Raw genomic sequence first — 15,581 nt, 5'->3', positions numbered from 1 at the left:
TTCCCTTGGTCACTGGGGACGGTTCTTTTGGTCACCGGCAACCGTCCCCGCAGCGTGGTCGCCGAGTTTGTGAGGATCCGGCTGGCTTCGCCCCGCTCAGATCGCGGGCTGCTGCCCAAGTCAAGGCCGAACCGGTGCGCGTGCTGACTGCTCCGCAACCACCCGCCGGACGAATTCGGTGAAGTCCGTCGGCGCCCGGCCGAGCAGCCGGGTGGTGACGGCCAGGTCCTTTGGCAAGGTAGGCCATTCGAGCGTCCGGAGCTTGCGCATCGACGAGCGGAAGTCCTCGGCGCGGTAGCCAGAGACGTGCCGATCGATCGCGGCGTCCAGGGCCGTGTCGTCGTCGCCGAGGTAACGGACCGGGTGGCCCAGCGCCTCCGCCCACACCCGTGCGCACTCCGGGCCGGTCAGCGAACGTGGGCCGACCACCGGATAACTGCCGGACGGGAACGTCGGGTCGAGCAGGATGCTCGCCGCGATGTCGCCAAGATCCCGCAGGTCGGCCCGGTTCAGGCCCTTCGGGCTGCACGGGTGCGCGAATACGCCGTCCCGGATGGTCGGCAGCATCAACTGGTCGTTCTGCATGAAGTTGCTCACCGCGAGAATGACGGGGTTGGCGGCCGACCGCTCGATCATCGCGCCGATGGCTATCTTGCCGCGGTAGCGGGGCAGCAGCAGGCCGAACAGGGTCCGGTTGAACCAGCCGGCGACGGGGTTCTCCGCCAGCACATGGACGCCGGCAAAGACCAGCCGGGCACCCTCGGCCTCGCAGGCGTCGATCACGCCCCGGGTGAGGGCCACCTCGTCGGACTCGTGCGGCGAGATGTGGAACACGACGTCCACCCCGGCGATGGCGGCGCGCAGGCTGGCCGGGTCGCGCAGGTCGCCGATCCGGACGTCCAGGCCGTCGCGGCCGGCCAGCTTGCCGGGGTCGCGGACCATCACCCGGGCGGGTGCGCCGCGCCTGGCAAGGGCCGCCAGTACCTCGCGTCCCATCAGGCCGGTGCCGCCGAGGACGAGGACGGTACGGGTGGACGAAGAGTTGGCTGCGAACACGGGATCTGCTCCTTGCTGGTTGTCTGCGCTGTCAGAGCAACGATCAACCAGTTGGCTTGGCGCCGACTTGGCCGCCGCTTGGACGTGGCACCCGAGCCATCGGTTCGGCACAGCCCCGATCACCATGATCCGCTCCGCCGTCACCTCAGCGCCGGAGACTGGCCGCTGGCCGGTGTAGACGGTATCCGGGAGAACCGTCCCCGGTGATCGGGGGAACCGTCCCCGGTGTCCGAGGGAACCGTTCCTGGTGACCAAGAGAACCGTCCCTGGTGACCAAAAGAACCGTCCCCGGTGACCAAGAGAACCGTCCCCGGGGTCACTGGTCGGGGGTCATCACCTCGACCCGGTTGCCGAAGGCGTCCCAGCAGTGAAAGCGCTGATAGCCGGCGAATGTCGTCCGCTGGTCCCAGCTGAGTTCGAAGCCGCTGGACGCGATCCGCTGGCCGAGGGCTTCCAGCTCGGCCACCGAGTTGACCAGGATCGCCGGGTGGGCGAGCCGGGCCGGGACGAAATGCTCGTCGGCCAGGACGTGGACCTCGAGGGTGATCGCTCCCAACTCGTCGAAGGCCCGGAACCACCGCACCGGACGCCCGGCCAGCTCCGGCGGGGGAGTCACTTCGGTCAGCCCAACCGCGTCCCGCCAGAACGCCCGGGCGCCGTCGTCACCGCCCGTCGGCATGATCACCTGGACGTGATGAAGCTTCATCGTTCCCTCCTCGGGTCGGCACCCATTGTGGACCGAGGGGACGGTTCTTCCGTTCCGCTGAACGCTCGGCGAGGGCGCTCCGACACCCGACGCGGACCGGTAGGAGCCGTCCCCGCGGTCCACCTCACCCCGCGACACGCCGAAACCGGACGCCGGAGCACCCAGGATTTGAAGCCGTACGGCGGGCTGTGACAGAATCGTCAGGTTGCTCCGCGGCGGTATGCCGTGGCGCCCCCAGGCGGATGAGTCGTCAGCCGGGCCCTACCACGAACGTAATTGCGATCGTGTGCGGCCCTGAACGGTCCGACACGCCCGACCGCGGGGGTCGGAGCAGCAGTATCCGACGAGAAGAAGGAATATCAGTGGCGGGACAGAAGATCCGGATCCGACTCCGGGCCTACGACCACGAGGTCATTGACTCCTCGGCGAAGAAGATCGTCGACACCGTGACCCGTACCGGCGCCAAGGTGGCGGGCCCCGTGCCGTTGCCCACCGAGAAGAACGTGTTCTGTGTGATCCGTTCTCCGCACAAGTACAAGGACAGCCGCGAGCACTTCGAGATGCGCACGCACAAGCGGCTGATCGACATTCTCGATCCCACGCCGAAGACGGTCGACTCGCTGATGCGGCTCGACCTTCCGGCCGGTGTCGATATCGAGATCAAGCTCCCCTGAGGTCGCCGAACATGTCTAACGAACGCAAATTGAAGGGCCTGCTGGGCACCAAGCTCGGCATGACCCAGACCTGGGACGCCAACAACAAGGTCGTCCCGGTCACCGTGATCCAGGCCGGGCCGTGCGTCGTCACGCAGGTCCGTTCCCCCGAGAAGGACGGCTACTCCGCCGTCCAGCTGGCCTTCGGCGCCGTCAAGCCGACCAAGGTCACCAAGCCCGCCGCCGGCCATTTCGACGCTGCCGGGGTCACCCCGCGCAAGCACCTGGTCGAGCTGCGCACCGCCGACGCCGCCGAGTACACCCTGGGCCAGGAGCTGACCGCCGAGGTCTTCAGCGCCGCCGAGGTGGTCGACGTGACCGGCGTCAGCAAGGGCAAGGGCACCGCCGGCGTGATGAAGCGGCACGGCTTCCACGGCCTGCGCGCCTCGCACGGTGTGCACCGCAAGCACCGCTCGCCGGGCTCCATCGGTGGCTCCTCCACCCCCTCGAAGGTCTTCAAGGGCATGCGGATGGCCGGCCGGATGGGTGTCGAGAAGGTCACCGTCCAGAACCTCACGATCCATGCCGTGGACGCCGAGCGCGGGCTGATCCTGGTCAAGGGCTCCGTGCCCGGCCCCAAGGGTTCGCTCGTCGTGGTGCGCACGGCCGCCAAGAAGGGTGCTGCCGAATGAGCGAGAAGCAGACCGTCCAGGTGCTGGGCTCGAAGGCCACGGCCGACCTGCCGGGTGACTACTTCGACGTCCAGACCAATGTGCCGCTGATCCACCAGGTCGTGGTGGCCCAGCAGGCCGCCGCCCGCCAGGGCACGCACGCGACCAAGACCCGCGGTGACGTCGCCGGTGGCGGCGCCAAGCCGTGGCGGCAGAAGGGCACCGGACGTGCCCGCCAGGGTTCCCGCCGGGCCCCGCAGTGGACCGGTGGCGGCATCGTGCACGGCCCGCAACCGCGCGACTACAGCCAGCGCACGCCCAAGAAGATGATCGTGGCCGCCCTGCGCGGTTCGCTGTCCGACCGGGCCCGCAGCGGCAACCTGCACGTGGTCGAGTCGATCGTGGCCGGCGACACGCCCTCCACCAAGGCGGCGCTGCAGGCGCTGGCCGAGGTGGCCGGCAGCAAGATCCTGGTCGTGCTGAGCCGCGACGAGGACGTGGCCTGGCTGAGCCTGCGCAACGTCGCCAGCGTGCACGCGCTGGCCGTCGACCAGCTGAACGCCTACGACGTGCTGAACAGCGACGACGTGGTGTTCACCACCGCCGCGCTGGCCGCCTTCACCGGCGCCGAGCCGGCCGAGGAGACCGAGACCACCGAGGAGGGGTCGAAGTGAGCGACCACAAGATCCGCGACCACCGGGACATCCTGCTCGCGCCGGTCGTTTCCGAGAAGAGCTACGGGCTGCTGGACGAGAACAAGTACACGTTCCTGGTCGCGCCCGCCGCCAACAAGACCGAGATCAAGATCGCCGTCGAGGCCGTCTTCGACGTCAAGGTCACGAACGTGAACACCATCAACCGCCAGGGCAAGAAGCGCCGCACGCGGGCCGGCACGGGCAAGCGTCCCGACACCAAGCGGGCCATCGTGACCGTCGCCGACGGCCAGCGGATCGACATCTTCGGCTCGGCCGGCGTCTGAGCGAAGAGGAGACCTAGACATGGCTATTCGCAAGTACAAGCCGACCACCCCGGGCCGTCGTGGCTCGAGCGTGTCCGACTTCTCCGAAGTCACCCGCTCGACGCCCGAGAAGTCCCTGGTGGTGCCGAAGCCGAAGACCGGCGGCCGGAACAACTCCGGCCGGATCACCACCCGGCACATCGGCGGCGGCCACAAGCAGGCCTACCGGCTGATCGACTTCAGGCGCTACGACAAGGACGGGGTTCCGGCCAAGGTCGCGCACATCGAGTACGACCCGAACCGCACCGCCCGGATCGCGCTGCTGCACTACGCCGACGGCGAGAAGCGCTACATCATCGCGCCGAACGGCCTCAAGCAGGGTGCGCCGGTCGAGGCCGGTGAGGGCGCCGACATCAAGCCCGGCAACAACCTGCCGCTGCGCAACATCCCGGTCGGCACCACCGTGCACGCCGTCGAGCTCCGCCCCGGTGGCGGCGCCAAGATGGGCCGCTCGGCCGGTGCCCGCATCCAGCTGGTCGCCCGCGAGGGCAGGTACGCCACCCTGCGGCTGCCCTCGGGCGAGATGCGCATGGTGGACGTCCGCTGCCGGGCGACGGTCGGCGAGGTCGGCAACGCCGAGCAGTCGAACATCAACTGGGGCAAGGCCGGCCGCAACCGCTGGAAGGGCATCCGCCCGACCGTCCGCGGTGTGGTCATGAACCCGATCGACCACCCGCACGGTGGTGGCGAGGGTCGCACCTCCGGTGGCCGTCACCCGGTCAGCCCGTGGGGCAAGCCCGAGGGTCGCACCCGGGACAAGAACAAGGCGAGTTCTCGCCTGATCATCCGTCGCCGCAAGTCCGGCAAGAAGCGCTGATTGGAACAGGTGAGCTAACAAAATGCCACGCAGCCTGAAGAAGGGTCCCTTCGTCGACGACCACCTCGCCAAGAAGGTGGACGCGCAGAACGCCAAGGGCACCAAGCAGGTGATCAAGACCTGGTCCCGCCGGTCGATGATCATCCCCGACATGATCGGGCACACCATCGCCGTGCACGACGGCCGCAAGCACGTCCCGGTCTTCGTCACCGAGTCGATGATCGGCCACAAGCTGGGCGAGTTCGCCCCCACCCGCACCTACCGCGGGCACATCAAGGAAGACAAGAAGTCCCGCCGCCGCTGAGCGAGCGAGAAAAGGATAAAGAGATGAGCAACAAGGAGAACCGGCCCAGTCGGCGTTCCCGCCTGCTCGGCGATCGTCCTGGCTCGTACGCCATCGCGCGTGGAGTCCGGATGTCGCCGACCAAGGTGCGCCGGGTGGTCGACCTGGTCCGCGGGATGCCCGTGACCGAGGCCCTGACGGTGCTGAAGTTCGCCCCGCAGGCCGCGTCCGAGCCGGTCTACAAGGTGGTGGCGTCCGCCTCGGCGAACGCCGCCGAGACCGAGGACCTGCGCGTCGAGGAGCTGTACATCAGCGCGGCCTTCGTGGACGAGGGCATGACCCTGCGCCGGATCCGGCCGCGGGCCAAGGGTTCGGCCAGCCGGATCCTGAAGCGGGGCAGCCACATCACCGTCGTCGTCGAACCGAAGGAGGCCTGAGCATGGGTCAGAAGATCAACCCGAACGGCTTCCGGCTCGGCATCACCACCGACCACAAGACCCGGTGGTACGCCGACAAGGGCTACGCCGAGCACGTCGCTGAGGATGTGAAGATCCGCGCCTACCTGCACAAGACGCTGGAGCGGGCCGGGATCTCCTCGGTCGAGATCGAGCGCCGCAGCGAGCGGGTGACCATCTTCCTCTACGCCGCGCGTCCGGGCATCGTGATCGGCCGCAACGGCGCCGAGGCGGAGCGGGTCCGCAGCGAGCTGGAGAAGATCACCGGCAAGCAGGTGCAGCTGAACATCCTCGAGGTGAAGAACCCCGAGACCGACGCCCAGCTGGTCGCCCAGGGCATCGCCGAGCAGCTCAGCGCCCGGGTGGCGTTCCGCCGCGCGATGCGCAAGGCCCAGCAGACCGCGATGCGCTCCGGTGCCACCGGCATCAAGATCAAGTGCTCCGGACGTCTGGGCGGCGCCGAGATGAGCCGGTCGGAGTTCTACCGCGAGGGACGCGTGCCGCTGCACACCCTGCGCGCCGACATCGACTACGGCTTCTTCGAGGCCAAGACCACCTTCGGCCGGATCGGCGTGAAGGTGTGGATCTACAAGGGTGACCTGTCGGGCAACCGCGCCGAGCGCGCCGCCCAGCGGGCCGCCCGGGCCACCTCCGGTGGTCAGCGCCGTCCCGGCCGTGGGCCGCGCCGCGACGACCGGGGCGGCCGTGACAACCGTCCCGAGCGTGGTGGACGCCGCCGCGCCGAGGCTGCCGAGGCCCCCGCGGCCGAGGCGGTCACCGAGAATGCAGGAGCCTGAGCATGTTGATTCCCCGTAGGGTCAAGCACCGCAAGCAGCACCATCCCAAGCGGGACGGCGCCGCCAAGGGCGGTACCAAGCTGGCGTTCGGCGATTACGGCATCCAGGCCTTGGAGTCCTCGTACCTGACCAACCGGCAGATCGAGAGCGCCCGTATCGCCATGACGCGGCACATCAAGCGTGGCGGAAAGGTGTGGATCAACGTCTACCCCGACCGTCCGCTGACCAAGAAGCCGGCCGAGACCCGGATGGGTTCCGGCAAGGGTTCTCCGGAATGGTGGGTGGCCAACATCAAGCCGGGCCGGGTGCTCTTCGAGCTGTCCGGCGTGGCCGAGGACACCGCCCGCGAGGCAATGCGCCTGGCGATCCACAAGCTGCCGTTCAAGGCACGGTTCATCAAGCGGGAAGCAGGTGAGATCTGATGGCGAAGACGTCTACCGCGTCCGACCTGCGCGGCCTCAGCCGCGACGAGCTCAACGCCAAGGTCAAGGAGTTCAAGGAGGAGTTGTTCAACCTCCGGTTCGCCGCCGCCACCGGTCAGCTCGAGTCGCACGGACGGCTCCGCGAGGTCCGCAAGGACATCGCGCGGGTCTACACCGTGCTGCAGGAGCGCAACCTCGGCATCGTTCCCGATCCCGATCAGGACAAGTGAGAGCAATGAGTGAGAGCAAGCGCGCGGAGTCAAATCGATTGGCAGCCCGCAAGGTCCGTGAGGGCGTCGTGGTGTCCGACAAGATGGACAAGACCGTCGTGGTCGCCATCGAGCAGCGGGTCAAGCATCCGCTGTACGGCAAGGTGATGACCAAGACCGAGCGGCTGAAGGCGCACGACGAGGCGAACGACGCCGGCGTCGGCGACCGCGTCCGGGTGATGGAGACTCGTCCGACCTCAGCGACCAAGCGCTGGCGTCTGATCGAGATCCTCGAGAAGGCCAAGTGAGGCAGAGATGATCCAGCAGGAGACGCGGCTGAAGGTCGCGGACAACACCGGTGCGAAGGAACTCCTCTGCATCCGGGTGCTCGGTGGCTCCAAGCGTCGCTACGCGGGCCTGGGCGACAAGATCGTCGCCACGGTCAAGGACGCCATCCCGGGCGGAAACGTGAAGAAGGGCGAGGTGGTCAAGGCCGTCATCGTCCGCACGGTGAAGGAGACCCGTCGTCCCGACGGCTCCTACATCAAATTCGATGAGAATGCCGCCGTGATCCTGAAGGGTGACGGGGAGCCGCGTGGCACCCGCATCTTCGGTCCGGTCGGCCGCGAGCTGCGGGAGAAGCGCTACATGCGCATCATCTCGCTGGCACCGGAGGTGCTGTGACATGGCGAACTCGTTGCATGTGAAGAAGGGTGACCGGGTCAAGGTCATCGCCGGCAAGGACAAGGGCCTGGTCGGCGACATCATCGAGGTGCTGCCCGAGCAGGGCCGGGTGGTCGTCGAGGGTGTGAACGTGGTCAAGAAGCACACCCCGGACCGCTCCGCCCAGGGCGGCAAGGACAAGGGTGGGATCATCACCACCGAGGCCCCCATCGACGCCTCCAACGTGCAGTTGGTGGTCAAGGTGGACGGCTCCGAGGTCGTGACCCGCGTCGGCTACGAGCGTCGCGAGGTGACCAAGCGGCGTCCGGACGGCACCGAATACTCCGCTCACCGGAGCGTCCGGATCGCCCGCAAGACCGGGAAGGAAATCTGATGACCGCCAGCACCGCAGAGAAGACTCTGCCGAGGCTGAAGCAGAAGTACCGCGCAGAGATCGCGCCGGCGCTGCACTCCGAGTTCGGCTACGCCAACGTGATGCAGATCCCCGGCCTGACCAAGATCGTGGTCAACATGGGTGTCGGCGACGCCGCGCGTGACTCCAAGGTGATCGACGGGGCCGTCCGCGACCTCACCCAGATCACCGGCCAGAAGCCGTCGGTGACCAAGGCCCGCAAGTCGATCGCGCAGTTCAAGCTGCGCGAGGGCATGCCGATCGGCTGCCACGTCACCCTGCGCGGCGACCGGATGTGGGAGTTCGCTGACCGGCTGCTCAGCCTGGCGCTGCCCCGGATCCGCGACTTCCGCGGGCTGTCCGCCCGGCAGTTCGACGGCAAGGGCAACTACACCTTCGGTCTGACCGAGCAGGTCATGTTCCACGAGATCGACCAGGACCGGATCGACCGCGTGCGCGGCATGGACATCACTTTCGTCACCACGGCGACCAACGACGACGAGGGCCGGGCGCTGCTGAAGCAGCTGGGCTTCCCGTTCAAGGCGCCGGAGAACGACCCGAAGAAGGCCGTCGCCAAGAAGCGGCGTCCCCAGGGTGCTTCGAAGAGCGCCCAGAAGAAGTCCCTGAAGAGGAAGTGACGTAGATGGCCAAGACAGCGCTGAAGGTCAAGCAGGCCCGCAAGCCGAAGTTCGGCGTCCGCGCCTACACCCGGTGCAGCAAGTGCGGCCGGCCCAAGGCGGTCTACCGCAAGTTCGGCCTGTGCCGGGTCTGCCTGCGCGACCTGGCCCACGCCGGCCAGCTGCCCGGGGTGACCAAGTCCAGCTGGTGACAATCGCCGGTCGAGCTTGTCGAGACCGCACGTTGGTCGAGCTTGTCGAGACCCCGGGTCCGTCCGGACCCACTGACCGTTAAACCCGAACAGGTCAGGCGCCTGGGATACGGCGACCTGAAACCGTCCGAGAAAGAAGAAACAAGTCATGACCATGACTGATCCGATCGCAGACATGCTCACGCGTCTGCGCAACGCCAATCAGGCGTACCACGACTCGACGTCGATGCCGCACAGCAAGATCAAGGTCGGCATCGCCGAAATCCTGCAGGCTCAGGGCTACATCAGTGGCTTCGAGGTGAAGGAGCCGGCGGCCGGCGAGGTCGGCAAGACGCTGACCGTCACCTTGAAGTACGGCTCGAACCGGGAGCGCTCGATCGCCGGCGTCCGCCGGATCAGCAAGCCCGGCCTGCGGGTGTACGCGAAGTCCACCGGCCTGCCGAAGGTGCTGGGCGGCCTGGGGATCGCGATCATCTCGACGTCGGCGGGCCTGCTCACCGATTCCGAGGCCAATGCCAAGTCCGTCGGCGGCGAAGTGCTCGCCTACGTCTGGTGAGAGAGGAGTACTGACATGTCGCGAATTGGCAGGCTCCCGATCGCCGTCCCGGCGGGCGTGGAGGTGAAACTGGACGGCCAGCTGGTCGAGGTGAAGGGCCCCAAGGGCGCCCTCAGCCACAGCGTGGCCCAGCCGATCAAGGTCGGCCGCAACGAGGCCGGCGAGATCGAGGTGACGCGTCCGGACGACGAGCGGCTGAGCCGCTCACTGCACGGGCTCACCCGAACCCTGGTCTCCAACATGGTGACCGGAGTGACCACCGGTTACGAGAAGAAGCTCGAGATCGTCGGCGTCGGCTACCGGGTGATCGCCAAGGGCCCGACCCAGCTCGAGTTCAACCTCGGCTTCAGCCACCCGGTGGTGGTGAACGCCCCCGAGGGGATCACCTTCTCGGTCGAGAGGCCGACCGCGTTCACCGTGTACGGCATCGACAAGCAGGCCGTCGGCGAGGTTGCGGCGAACATCCGCAAGATCCGCAAGCCGGAGCCCTACAAGGGCAAGGGCGTGCGCTACGCCGGCGAGCGGGTTCGCCGCAAGGTTGGAAAGGCTGGTAAGTGATGGCTATTCTCGCTGTCGAACAACAAGGCGACGGCCGACCGGGTCGCGGCGCGGCTGCGCCGTCAGGTCCGGGGCCGGAAGAAGATCGCCGGCAGCCCGGAGCGTCCGCGGCTGGTCGTCACCCGGTCCGCCCGGCACCTGTTCGCGCAGGTGATCGACGACACCCAGGGCCGCACGCTGGCCTCGGCGTCCTCGATGGAGGCGGCGGTGCGTTCCGCCACCGGCGACAAGACGGCCGTGGCCAAGCAGGTCGGCACCCTGATCGCCGACCGGGCCAAGGCCGCCGGGGTCTCCACGGTGGTCTTCGACCGGGCCGGCAACAAGTACCACGGACGGATCGCGGCGCTGGCCGACAGCGCCCGGGATGCCGGCCTGGGATTCTGACGGAACTCGAAAGGAAACAACGATGAATGGAAACCAGCGCCGCGGAGGCGGTGCCGCTGGTGGCGAGCGTCGTGGCCGCGAGGACCGTCGGGGCAACAACGCCGAAAAGGACAAGAGCAACTACCTCGAGAAGGTAGTGGCGATCAACCGGGTGGCCAAGGTCGTCCAGGGTGGCCGCCGGTTCAGCTTCACCGCGCTGGTCGTGGTGGGCGACGGCGACGGCACCGTGGGGGTCGGCTACGGCAAGGCCCGCGAGGTGCCGGCCGCGATCGCCAAGGGTGTGGAAGAGGCCAAGAAGGCGTTCTTCCGGGTGCCGCGCATCCAGGGCACCATCCCGCACCCCGTCCAGGGTGAGAAGGCGGCCGGCGTGGTCATGCTGCGCCCGGCGTCCCCGGGTACCGGCGTCATCGCCGGTGGCTCGGCCCGCGCCGTGCTCGAGTGCGCCGGCGTCCACGACGTGCTCGCCAAGTCGCTGGGCTCGGACAACGCGATCAACGTGGTGCACGCCACCGTTGCCGCGCTGAAGAGCCTGGAAGAGCCCGAGCAGGTCGCCAAGCGTCGTGGCCTGCCGGTGGCGGACGTCGCCCCGGCCGCGCTGCTGCGCGCCCGTGAGGAGGCGAAGCACTGATGAGCAAGATCAAGGTGACCCAGGTCAAGTCCGGCGTGGGTCGCAAGCAGAACCAGCGCGAGACCCTGCGGTCGCTCGGTCTCAAGCGGATCGGCGACTCGGTGGTGATCGAGGCCCGTCCCGAGCTCGTCGGGATGGCCAAGTCGGTCTCGCACCTGGTCGCCGTCGAGGAGGTCGACTGACATGCCGCTGAAGTTGCATCATCTGCGCCCGGCTCCGGGTGCAAAGACCGAGAAGACCCGGGTGGGTCGCGGTGAGGGTGGCAAGCGGGGCAAGACCGCCGGCCGCGGCACCAAGGGCACCGGGGCGCGCAAGAACACGCCGCAGAACTTCGAGGGCGGGCAGATGCCGCTGCACATGCGGCTACCCAAGCTGCGCGGCTTCAAGAACCCGTTCCGGGTCGAGTACCAGGTGGTGAACGTCGCCAAGCTCGGCGAGCTGTTCCCCGACGGCGGTGAGGTCGGCGTGGCCGAGCTGGTCGCCGCCGGTGCCGTCCGCGACGGCAACCTGGTCAAGGTGCTCGGCAACGGCGAGGTCTCGGTGGCCCTGCAGGTGAGCGCGCACGCGTTCTCCGCATCGGCCAAGAGCAAGATCGAGGGCAGCCGGGGGCACCGCCACCCAGCTGTGAGCTGATCCAGACCGCGAGGGCGGGACGACCTGTGGTCGTCCCGCCCTCGTGCCGTCCGGGGAGGTGTGCCGTCCGCGGTTCCTTCCGGGGCGGGCGCGCGCCGGAGCCGCCGCTATCCTGACCGGGACCGAAAGGGAACACCCCCACACCATGGCCTCCGTGCATCTCCATCACGCTGCCCTCGATGCGATCGGGCAGGAGATCGTGGACGGCGCCCGCCCGGTCGGCTCGGTGCTCACCCTGGCCGATCTGGAGCAGCGGTTCACGGTGTCGCGGACGGTGGCCCGCGAGATCATGCGGATCCTGGAGTCGCTCGGCATCGTCCGCTCCCGCCGACGGGTCGGCATCACCGTCCGGCCGCGGACCAGCTGGAACGTCCTCGACCCGCTCGTGGTCGGCTGGCGGCTGCGCGGCGAGGAGCACGACCGCGTGCTACTGGACGTCACCGAGCTGCGGGTCGCGCTGCAACCGATGGCAGCCGAGCTGGCGGCTCGCAACGCCACTGCCGAGCAGCGCGAACGACTGGTCGAACTGGCCGACGAGATCGTCCGCGCCAGCCGGCAGCCCGATCATGAGACTGCTCGCGCCCAGGCAGAGTTGGCCTTCCACATGCTGCTACTGCGGTCCACCGCCAACGAGCTGTTCGCCGGCTTCTCCGGAGTGGTCCGGCTGGTCGAGGGCCAGGATCGCCCGCCGCCCCCCGAACCCGGCCTGGTCTGGGCCGAGCGGTATCGCCGGATCGCCGCGGCGGTGGCCGCCGGGGACGGCGAGACCGCCCGGATCGCGTCCCGGGCGCAGGCCGCGCAAGGCCTGGCGGGGATGACCGCGCGAGTCGGCGCCCGCCCGTCGATCGCCGAGTCGGCCAGCTCCGATCACTGGTCGGTCTAGCGGGTCAGCCGGCCCACCAGAGTTGGGGTGTCTCGACCGCACGCCGGGTGCGGCGCAAACCGGGACCTGGTTGATCGGCGCGCCCCCTGGCAACCGCCGATCAGCCTCGGCTCGGGTCGGCGCACGGAAGTTGGTAGAGTCTGTCAGGTTGTGCGCGGGCTCCCGCGCGCTGAGCTATCGGTAGAGGAGTACTGGTCGGATGCTGTCGGCCTTCGTCAACGCGCTGAAGACGCCAGATCTGCGCCGCAAGATCCTGTTCACGCTCGGCATCCTCGCGGTCTTCCGGCTCGGTTCGGTGATCCCGACGCCGAACGTGAACCTGGTCAATGTCAACGCCTGCCGGGTCGAGGCGGCCTCCGGCGCCAACGCCGGCCTGTACTCCATGATCAACCTGTTCTCCGGCGGTGCGCTGCTGCAGCTGGCGATCTTCGCGCTCGGCATCATGCCCTACATCACCGCCAGCATCATCCTGCAGTTGCTGACGGTGGTGATCCCGCGGCTGGAAACGCTGAAGAAGGAGGGCGCCTCCGGCACCGCCAAGATCACCCAGTACACCCGCTACCTGACCCTGGTGCTGGCCGTGCTGAACGCCACCGCCTTCGTCACCCTCGCGGTCAACGGGCAGCTCTTCCAGGGCTGCACCCGCGACCTCGTCTACGACAAGGGCATCTTCGCCATCGTGGTGATGGTGATGACGATGACCGCGGGCACCGGCCTGATCATGTGGATGGGCGAGCTGATCACCGAGCGCGGCGTCGGCAACGGCATGTCGGTGATGATCTTCACCCAGATCGCCGCCCAGTTCCCTGCCTCGCTGTGGGCGATCAAGGAGAGCCGCGAGGGCGCCGCCGGCTGGCTGGCCTTCTCGGTGGTGATGGGGATCGGCCTGCTGGTGATGCTGGGCGTCATCTTCATGGAGCAGGCGCAGCGCCGGATCCCCGTCCAGTACGCCAAACGAATGGTCGGCCGGCGGCTGTTCGGCGGCACCACCACCTACATTCCGATGAAGGTCAACCAGGCCGGCGTCATCCCGGTGATCTTCGCCTCGTCGATGCTCTACCTGCCGGTGCTGTACTCGCAGTTCCAGCCCGATAACGACATCTCGGCCTGGATCCAGACCCACCTGGTCCGGGGCACCGGGCTGTGGTACAACACCATCTTCTTCGTGCTGATCATCGCGTTCACGTACTTCTATGTGGCGATCACCTTCGACCCCGTCGAGGTGGCCGACAACATGAAGAAGTACGGCGGCTTCATCCCGGGCATCCGGGCCGGCAAGCCGACCGAGGAATACCTGGCGTTCGTGCTGTCCCGGCTGACCGCGCCTGGGTCGCTCTACCTGGCGCTGATCTCACTGATTCCGGCGATCGCGTTCATCTTCTTCAACGCCCAGAACAACTTCCCGTTCGGTGGCACTAGCATTCTGATCGTTGTCGGCGTTGGACTGGACACGGTCAAGCAGATCGAGAGCCAGCTCCAGCAGCGCAACTACGAAGGATTCCTCCGCTAACTCGACGGTGAGGCAGGACGCGATGCGACTTTTGATCATGGGACCTCCGGGAGCCGGCAAGGGAACCCAGTCCGCCATCATCGGCGAGCACTACCGGATCCCGGCGATCTCCACCGGCAACATCTTCCGGTTGGCGATCACCAACCGGACGCCGTTGGGGGAGCGGATCAAGCGGATCATCTCCGAGGGCGGTTACGTGCCCGACAGCCTGACCTTGAAGGTTGTCGTCAGCCGGCTGAACGAGCCGGACGCGGCCGACGGCTGGCTGCTCGACGGCTTCCCCCGGACCGCCCGTCAGGTCAACGCCCTGGACGCCGAGCTTGCCAAGGACGGGGCCGCCCTCGACGCGGTGGTGTCGATCACCGCCGACGAGGAAGCGATCATCCATCGGATGCTGAAGCGCGCCGAGATCGAGGGCCGTCCCGACGACAACGAAGAGACCATCCGCAACCGGATGGAGGTCTACCACGAGCAGACCGACCCGCTGCTGGACATCTACCGCGAGCGGGGCATGCTGGTCGAGGTCGACGGCATGGGCACCGTCGACGAGGTGTCGGCGCGGGTGCTGGCAGCGCTGGCCGAGAGGCTCGGTCGCTGATCCGTGGCGGGTGGCATCGAGATCAAGACCCCCGAGCAGGTGCGCGCCATGCGGCGCGCCGGCTTGGTGGTCGCCAACACGCTGGCCGCGGTGCGGGACGCGGCTACGGCCGGCGTCACCACCGCTGAGCTGGACGGCCTCGCTCGCGACGAACTGGCTCGCGCCGGTGCGACGTCCTCGTTCCTGCACTACGGCGGCGGCTGGGGCGTCCCACCGTTCCCGGCAGTCACCTGCATCTCGGTCAACGACGAGATCGTGCACGGGATCCCCGGCTCCCGAGTGCTCGCCGACGGCGATCTGGTCTCGGTCGACTTCGGGGCCATCGTGGACGGCTGGCACGGCGATTCGGCGATCAGTTTCAGCATCGGCGAGGCTCGCGCCGACGACGTCCGGCTCAGCGACGTCACCCGGACATCGATGTGGCGCGGCATCGCGGCCGCTCGGATCGGCGGACGGGTGGGCGACATCTCCGCCGCCGTCGAGGGTTATGTGCGCAGCCGCCGGGAACGCTACGGCATCGTCCGCGAATTCACCGGCCACGGCATCGGGTCGCAGATGCATCAGGCCCCCGACGTCCCCAACCACGGACGCCGTGGTCGCGGCCCGCTGCTGGTCGAGGGCGTCTGCCTGGCGGTGGAGCCGATGCTCACCCTGGGCGGCGAGGGCACGGCGACCCAGGACGACGGCTGGACCATCGTCACCCGGGACCGGTCCCGGGCCTGCCACTGGGAGCACACCATGGCGCTCACCAAGCACGGCCTGTGGGTGTTGACCGCGCAGGACGGCGGCGAGGCCGAGCTGACCGCGCTCGGTGCCACCTTCGGACCGCTGGCCGACTGA

Annotated in this window: 26 protein-coding genes and 1 pseudogene; 25 read left to right on the top strand and 2 right to left on the bottom strand. The window is 68.2% G+C overall.

The features are described from left to right. Positions 1-120: 120 nt before the first annotated feature. Together QM711_RS11410 and QM711_RS11405 are read right to left on the bottom strand one after the other, a co-directional pair. Complete coding sequence (locus QM711_RS11410) at positions 121-1,056, bottom strand: SDR family oxidoreductase (RefSeq protein ID WP_415099376.1); 936 nt, start codon at positions 1,054-1,056, stop codon at positions 121-123. A 316-nt stretch (positions 1,057-1,372) separates the two neighbouring features. Then, the gene (locus QM711_RS11405) at positions 1,373-1,762 is read right to left on the bottom strand and encodes a VOC family protein (protein WP_415099374.1); all 390 of its coding nucleotides are present in this window, start codon (positions 1,760-1,762) and stop codon (positions 1,373-1,375) included. Positions 1,763-2,124: 362 nt separating this feature from the next. Here QM711_RS11405 and rpsJ point away from each other — a divergent pair, with 362 nt between their 5' ends. The 25 genes and pseudogenes from rpsJ to map all read left to right on the top strand — a co-directional run bounded on the left by rpsJ (position 2,125) and on the right by map (position 15,581). Next, positions 2,125-2,436, top strand: a complete 312-nt coding sequence (rpsJ, locus tag QM711_RS11400) for a 30S ribosomal protein S10 (RefSeq protein ID WP_020488540.1) — start codon at positions 2,125-2,127, stop codon at positions 2,434-2,436. An 11-nt stretch (positions 2,437-2,447) separates the two neighbouring features. Beyond that, positions 2,448-3,107: a 50S ribosomal protein L3 gene (gene rplC, locus QM711_RS11395; protein WP_415099372.1), complete on the top strand. Its 660-nt coding sequence runs from the start codon at positions 2,448-2,450 to the stop codon at positions 3,105-3,107. Continuing rightward, complete coding sequence (gene rplD / locus QM711_RS11390) at positions 3,104-3,760, top strand: 50S ribosomal protein L4 (RefSeq protein ID WP_415099370.1); 657 nt, start codon at positions 3,104-3,106, stop codon at positions 3,758-3,760. The genes rplC and rplD overlap by 4 nt, the downstream gene beginning before the upstream one ends. Beyond that, complete coding sequence (gene rplW / locus QM711_RS11385; protein ID WP_415099368.1) at positions 3,757-4,065, top strand: 50S ribosomal protein L23; 309 nt, start codon at positions 3,757-3,759, stop codon at positions 4,063-4,065. Before rplD ends, rplW begins: the two co-directional genes overlap by 4 nt. 19 nt (positions 4,066-4,084) lie before the next feature. After that, the gene (gene rplB / locus QM711_RS11380) at positions 4,085-4,921 is read left to right on the top strand and encodes a 50S ribosomal protein L2 (protein WP_415099366.1); all 837 of its coding nucleotides are present in this window, start codon (positions 4,085-4,087) and stop codon (positions 4,919-4,921) included. A 22-nt stretch (positions 4,922-4,943) separates the two neighbouring features. Beyond that, positions 4,944-5,225 carry a 30S ribosomal protein S19 gene (gene rpsS, locus QM711_RS11375; RefSeq protein ID WP_415099364.1) on the top strand — a complete coding sequence of 94 codons (282 nt, stop codon included), beginning with the start codon at positions 4,944-4,946 and terminating at the stop codon, positions 5,223-5,225. A 23-nt stretch (positions 5,226-5,248) separates the two neighbouring features. Continuing rightward, positions 5,249-5,641 (top strand): 50S ribosomal protein L22, encoded by a 393-nt coding sequence (gene rplV / locus QM711_RS11370; protein ID WP_415099362.1) that lies wholly within the window; start codon positions 5,249-5,251, stop codon positions 5,639-5,641. Positions 5,642-5,643: 2 nt separating this feature from the next. Next, positions 5,644-6,456, top strand: coding sequence for a 30S ribosomal protein S3 (gene rpsC / locus QM711_RS11365; protein ID WP_415099360.1), 813 nt, complete (start codon positions 5,644-5,646; stop codon positions 6,454-6,456). A 2-nt stretch (positions 6,457-6,458) separates the two neighbouring features. Next, the gene (gene rplP, locus QM711_RS11360; RefSeq protein WP_415099358.1) at positions 6,459-6,878 is read left to right on the top strand and encodes a 50S ribosomal protein L16; all 420 of its coding nucleotides are present in this window, start codon (positions 6,459-6,461) and stop codon (positions 6,876-6,878) included. Continuing rightward, positions 6,878-7,108 carry a 50S ribosomal protein L29 gene (gene rpmC, locus QM711_RS11355; protein ID WP_415099356.1) on the top strand — a complete coding sequence of 77 codons (231 nt, stop codon included), beginning with the start codon at positions 6,878-6,880 and terminating at the stop codon, positions 7,106-7,108. Before rplP ends, rpmC begins: the two co-directional genes overlap by 1 nt. 5 nt (positions 7,109-7,113) lie before the next feature. Continuing rightward, a complete protein-coding gene (gene rpsQ / locus QM711_RS11350) occupies positions 7,114-7,395 on the top strand; it encodes a 30S ribosomal protein S17 (RefSeq protein WP_298130339.1) in 282 nt (93 codons plus the stop codon). A gap of 7 nt (positions 7,396-7,402) precedes the next feature. Continuing rightward, entirely contained in the window at positions 7,403-7,771 is a 369-nt protein-coding gene (gene rplN / locus QM711_RS11345; protein ID WP_298130340.1) for a 50S ribosomal protein L14, read from the top strand. 1 nt (position 7,772) lies between these two features. Continuing rightward, positions 7,773-8,144: a 50S ribosomal protein L24 gene (rplX, locus tag QM711_RS11340; protein WP_415099353.1), complete on the top strand. Its 372-nt coding sequence runs from the start codon at positions 7,773-7,775 to the stop codon at positions 8,142-8,144. Next, positions 8,144-8,800 carry a 50S ribosomal protein L5 gene (gene rplE / locus QM711_RS11335; protein WP_415099351.1) on the top strand — a complete coding sequence of 219 codons (657 nt, stop codon included), beginning with the start codon at positions 8,144-8,146 and terminating at the stop codon, positions 8,798-8,800. The genes rplX and rplE overlap by 1 nt, the downstream gene beginning before the upstream one ends. Positions 8,801-8,805: 5 nt before the next feature. After that, complete coding sequence (locus tag QM711_RS11330) at positions 8,806-8,991, top strand: type Z 30S ribosomal protein S14 (protein WP_415099349.1); 186 nt, start codon at positions 8,806-8,808, stop codon at positions 8,989-8,991. 148 nt (positions 8,992-9,139) lie between these two features. Further along, complete coding sequence (rpsH, locus tag QM711_RS11325) at positions 9,140-9,547, top strand: 30S ribosomal protein S8 (protein ID WP_415099347.1); 408 nt, start codon at positions 9,140-9,142, stop codon at positions 9,545-9,547. Between the two features lie 15 nt (positions 9,548-9,562). After that, positions 9,563-10,105 carry a 50S ribosomal protein L6 gene (gene rplF / locus QM711_RS11320; protein ID WP_415099345.1) on the top strand — a complete coding sequence of 181 codons (543 nt, stop codon included), beginning with the start codon at positions 9,563-9,565 and terminating at the stop codon, positions 10,103-10,105. Positions 10,106-10,117: 12 nt separating this feature from the next. Further along, a complete protein-coding gene (gene rplR, locus QM711_RS11315) occupies positions 10,118-10,489 on the top strand; it encodes a 50S ribosomal protein L18 (protein ID WP_415099976.1) in 372 nt (123 codons plus the stop codon). Positions 10,490-10,511: 22 nt separating this feature from the next. Beyond that, complete coding sequence (rpsE, locus tag QM711_RS11310) at positions 10,512-11,117, top strand: 30S ribosomal protein S5 (protein WP_415099343.1); 606 nt, start codon at positions 10,512-10,514, stop codon at positions 11,115-11,117. After that, the gene (gene rpmD, locus QM711_RS11305; protein WP_415099341.1) at positions 11,117-11,299 is read left to right on the top strand and encodes a 50S ribosomal protein L30; all 183 of its coding nucleotides are present in this window, start codon (positions 11,117-11,119) and stop codon (positions 11,297-11,299) included. The genes rpsE and rpmD overlap by 1 nt, the downstream gene beginning before the upstream one ends. 1 nt (position 11,300) lies before the next feature. Continuing rightward, positions 11,301-11,745 (top strand): annotated as a pseudogene (gene rplO, locus QM711_RS11300) (50S ribosomal protein L15). 159 nt (positions 11,746-11,904) lie between these two features. Next, complete coding sequence (locus QM711_RS11295) at positions 11,905-12,633, top strand: FadR/GntR family transcriptional regulator (protein WP_415099339.1); 729 nt, start codon at positions 11,905-11,907, stop codon at positions 12,631-12,633. 199 nt (positions 12,634-12,832) lie between these two features. Then, positions 12,833-14,143 (top strand): preprotein translocase subunit SecY, encoded by a 1,311-nt coding sequence (secY, locus tag QM711_RS11290; RefSeq protein ID WP_415099337.1) that lies wholly within the window; start codon positions 12,833-12,835, stop codon positions 14,141-14,143. A 22-nt stretch (positions 14,144-14,165) separates the two neighbouring features. Further along, positions 14,166-14,741, top strand: coding sequence for an adenylate kinase (locus QM711_RS11285; RefSeq protein WP_415099335.1), 576 nt, complete (start codon positions 14,166-14,168; stop codon positions 14,739-14,741). Positions 14,742-14,744: 3 nt separating this feature from the next. Then, a complete protein-coding gene (gene map / locus QM711_RS11280; protein WP_415099333.1) occupies positions 14,745-15,581 on the top strand; it encodes a type I methionyl aminopeptidase in 837 nt (278 codons plus the stop codon).

It is taken from the genome of Micropruina sp. (genome assembly GCF_047602385.1).
Taxonomy (GTDB): Bacteria; Actinomycetota; Actinomycetes; order Propionibacteriales; family Propionibacteriaceae; genus Micropruina.
Note: the sequence above shows the minus strand (reverse complement) of the source record. Positions and strands in the feature narration are given on the sequence as shown.

Bases quoted from the DNA above. Each gene is read 5' to 3' on its own strand.
- rplP (WP_415099358.1), top strand. From the start codon at position 6,459: ATGTTGATTCCCCGTAGGGTCAAGCACCGCAAGCAGCACCATCCCAAG.
- rplN (WP_298130340.1), top strand. From the start codon at position 7,403: ATGATCCAGCAGGAGACGCGGCTGAAGGTCGCGGACAACACCGGTGCG.
- rpmD (WP_415099341.1), top strand. From the start codon at position 11,117: ATGAGCAAGATCAAGGTGACCCAGGTCAAGTCCGGCGTGGGTCGCAAG.
- rpsE (WP_415099343.1), top strand. From the start codon at position 10,512: ATGAATGGAAACCAGCGCCGCGGAGGCGGTGCCGCTGGTGGCGAGCGT.
- rplB (WP_415099366.1), top strand. From the start codon at position 4,085: ATGGCTATTCGCAAGTACAAGCCGACCACCCCGGGCCGTCGTGGCTCG.
- rplC (WP_415099372.1), top strand. From the start codon at position 2,448: ATGTCTAACGAACGCAAATTGAAGGGCCTGCTGGGCACCAAGCTCGGC.
- rpsQ (WP_298130339.1), top strand. From the start codon at position 7,114: ATGAGTGAGAGCAAGCGCGCGGAGTCAAATCGATTGGCAGCCCGCAAG.
- rplV (WP_415099362.1), top strand. From the start codon at position 5,249: ATGAGCAACAAGGAGAACCGGCCCAGTCGGCGTTCCCGCCTGCTCGGC.
- rplD (WP_415099370.1), top strand. From the start codon at position 3,104: ATGAGCGAGAAGCAGACCGTCCAGGTGCTGGGCTCGAAGGCCACGGCC.
- rpsC (WP_415099360.1), top strand. From the start codon at position 5,644: ATGGGTCAGAAGATCAACCCGAACGGCTTCCGGCTCGGCATCACCACC.
- rplX (WP_415099353.1), top strand. From the start codon at position 7,773: ATGGCGAACTCGTTGCATGTGAAGAAGGGTGACCGGGTCAAGGTCATC.
- rpmC (WP_415099356.1), top strand. From the start codon at position 6,878: ATGGCGAAGACGTCTACCGCGTCCGACCTGCGCGGCCTCAGCCGCGAC.
- rplF (WP_415099345.1), top strand. From the start codon at position 9,563: ATGTCGCGAATTGGCAGGCTCCCGATCGCCGTCCCGGCGGGCGTGGAG.
- QM711_RS11405 (WP_415099374.1), bottom strand. From the start codon at position 1,762: ATGAAGCTTCATCACGTCCAGGTGATCATGCCGACGGGCGGTGACGAC.
- QM711_RS11330 (WP_415099349.1), top strand. From the start codon at position 8,806: ATGGCCAAGACAGCGCTGAAGGTCAAGCAGGCCCGCAAGCCGAAGTTC.
- secY (WP_415099337.1), top strand. From the start codon at position 12,833: ATGCTGTCGGCCTTCGTCAACGCGCTGAAGACGCCAGATCTGCGCCGC.
- rpsS (WP_415099364.1), top strand. From the start codon at position 4,944: ATGCCACGCAGCCTGAAGAAGGGTCCCTTCGTCGACGACCACCTCGCC.
- QM711_RS11285 (WP_415099335.1), top strand. From the start codon at position 14,166: ATGCGACTTTTGATCATGGGACCTCCGGGAGCCGGCAAGGGAACCCAG.
- rplE (WP_415099351.1), top strand. From the start codon at position 8,144: ATGACCGCCAGCACCGCAGAGAAGACTCTGCCGAGGCTGAAGCAGAAG.
- rpsH (WP_415099347.1), top strand. From the start codon at position 9,140: ATGACCATGACTGATCCGATCGCAGACATGCTCACGCGTCTGCGCAAC.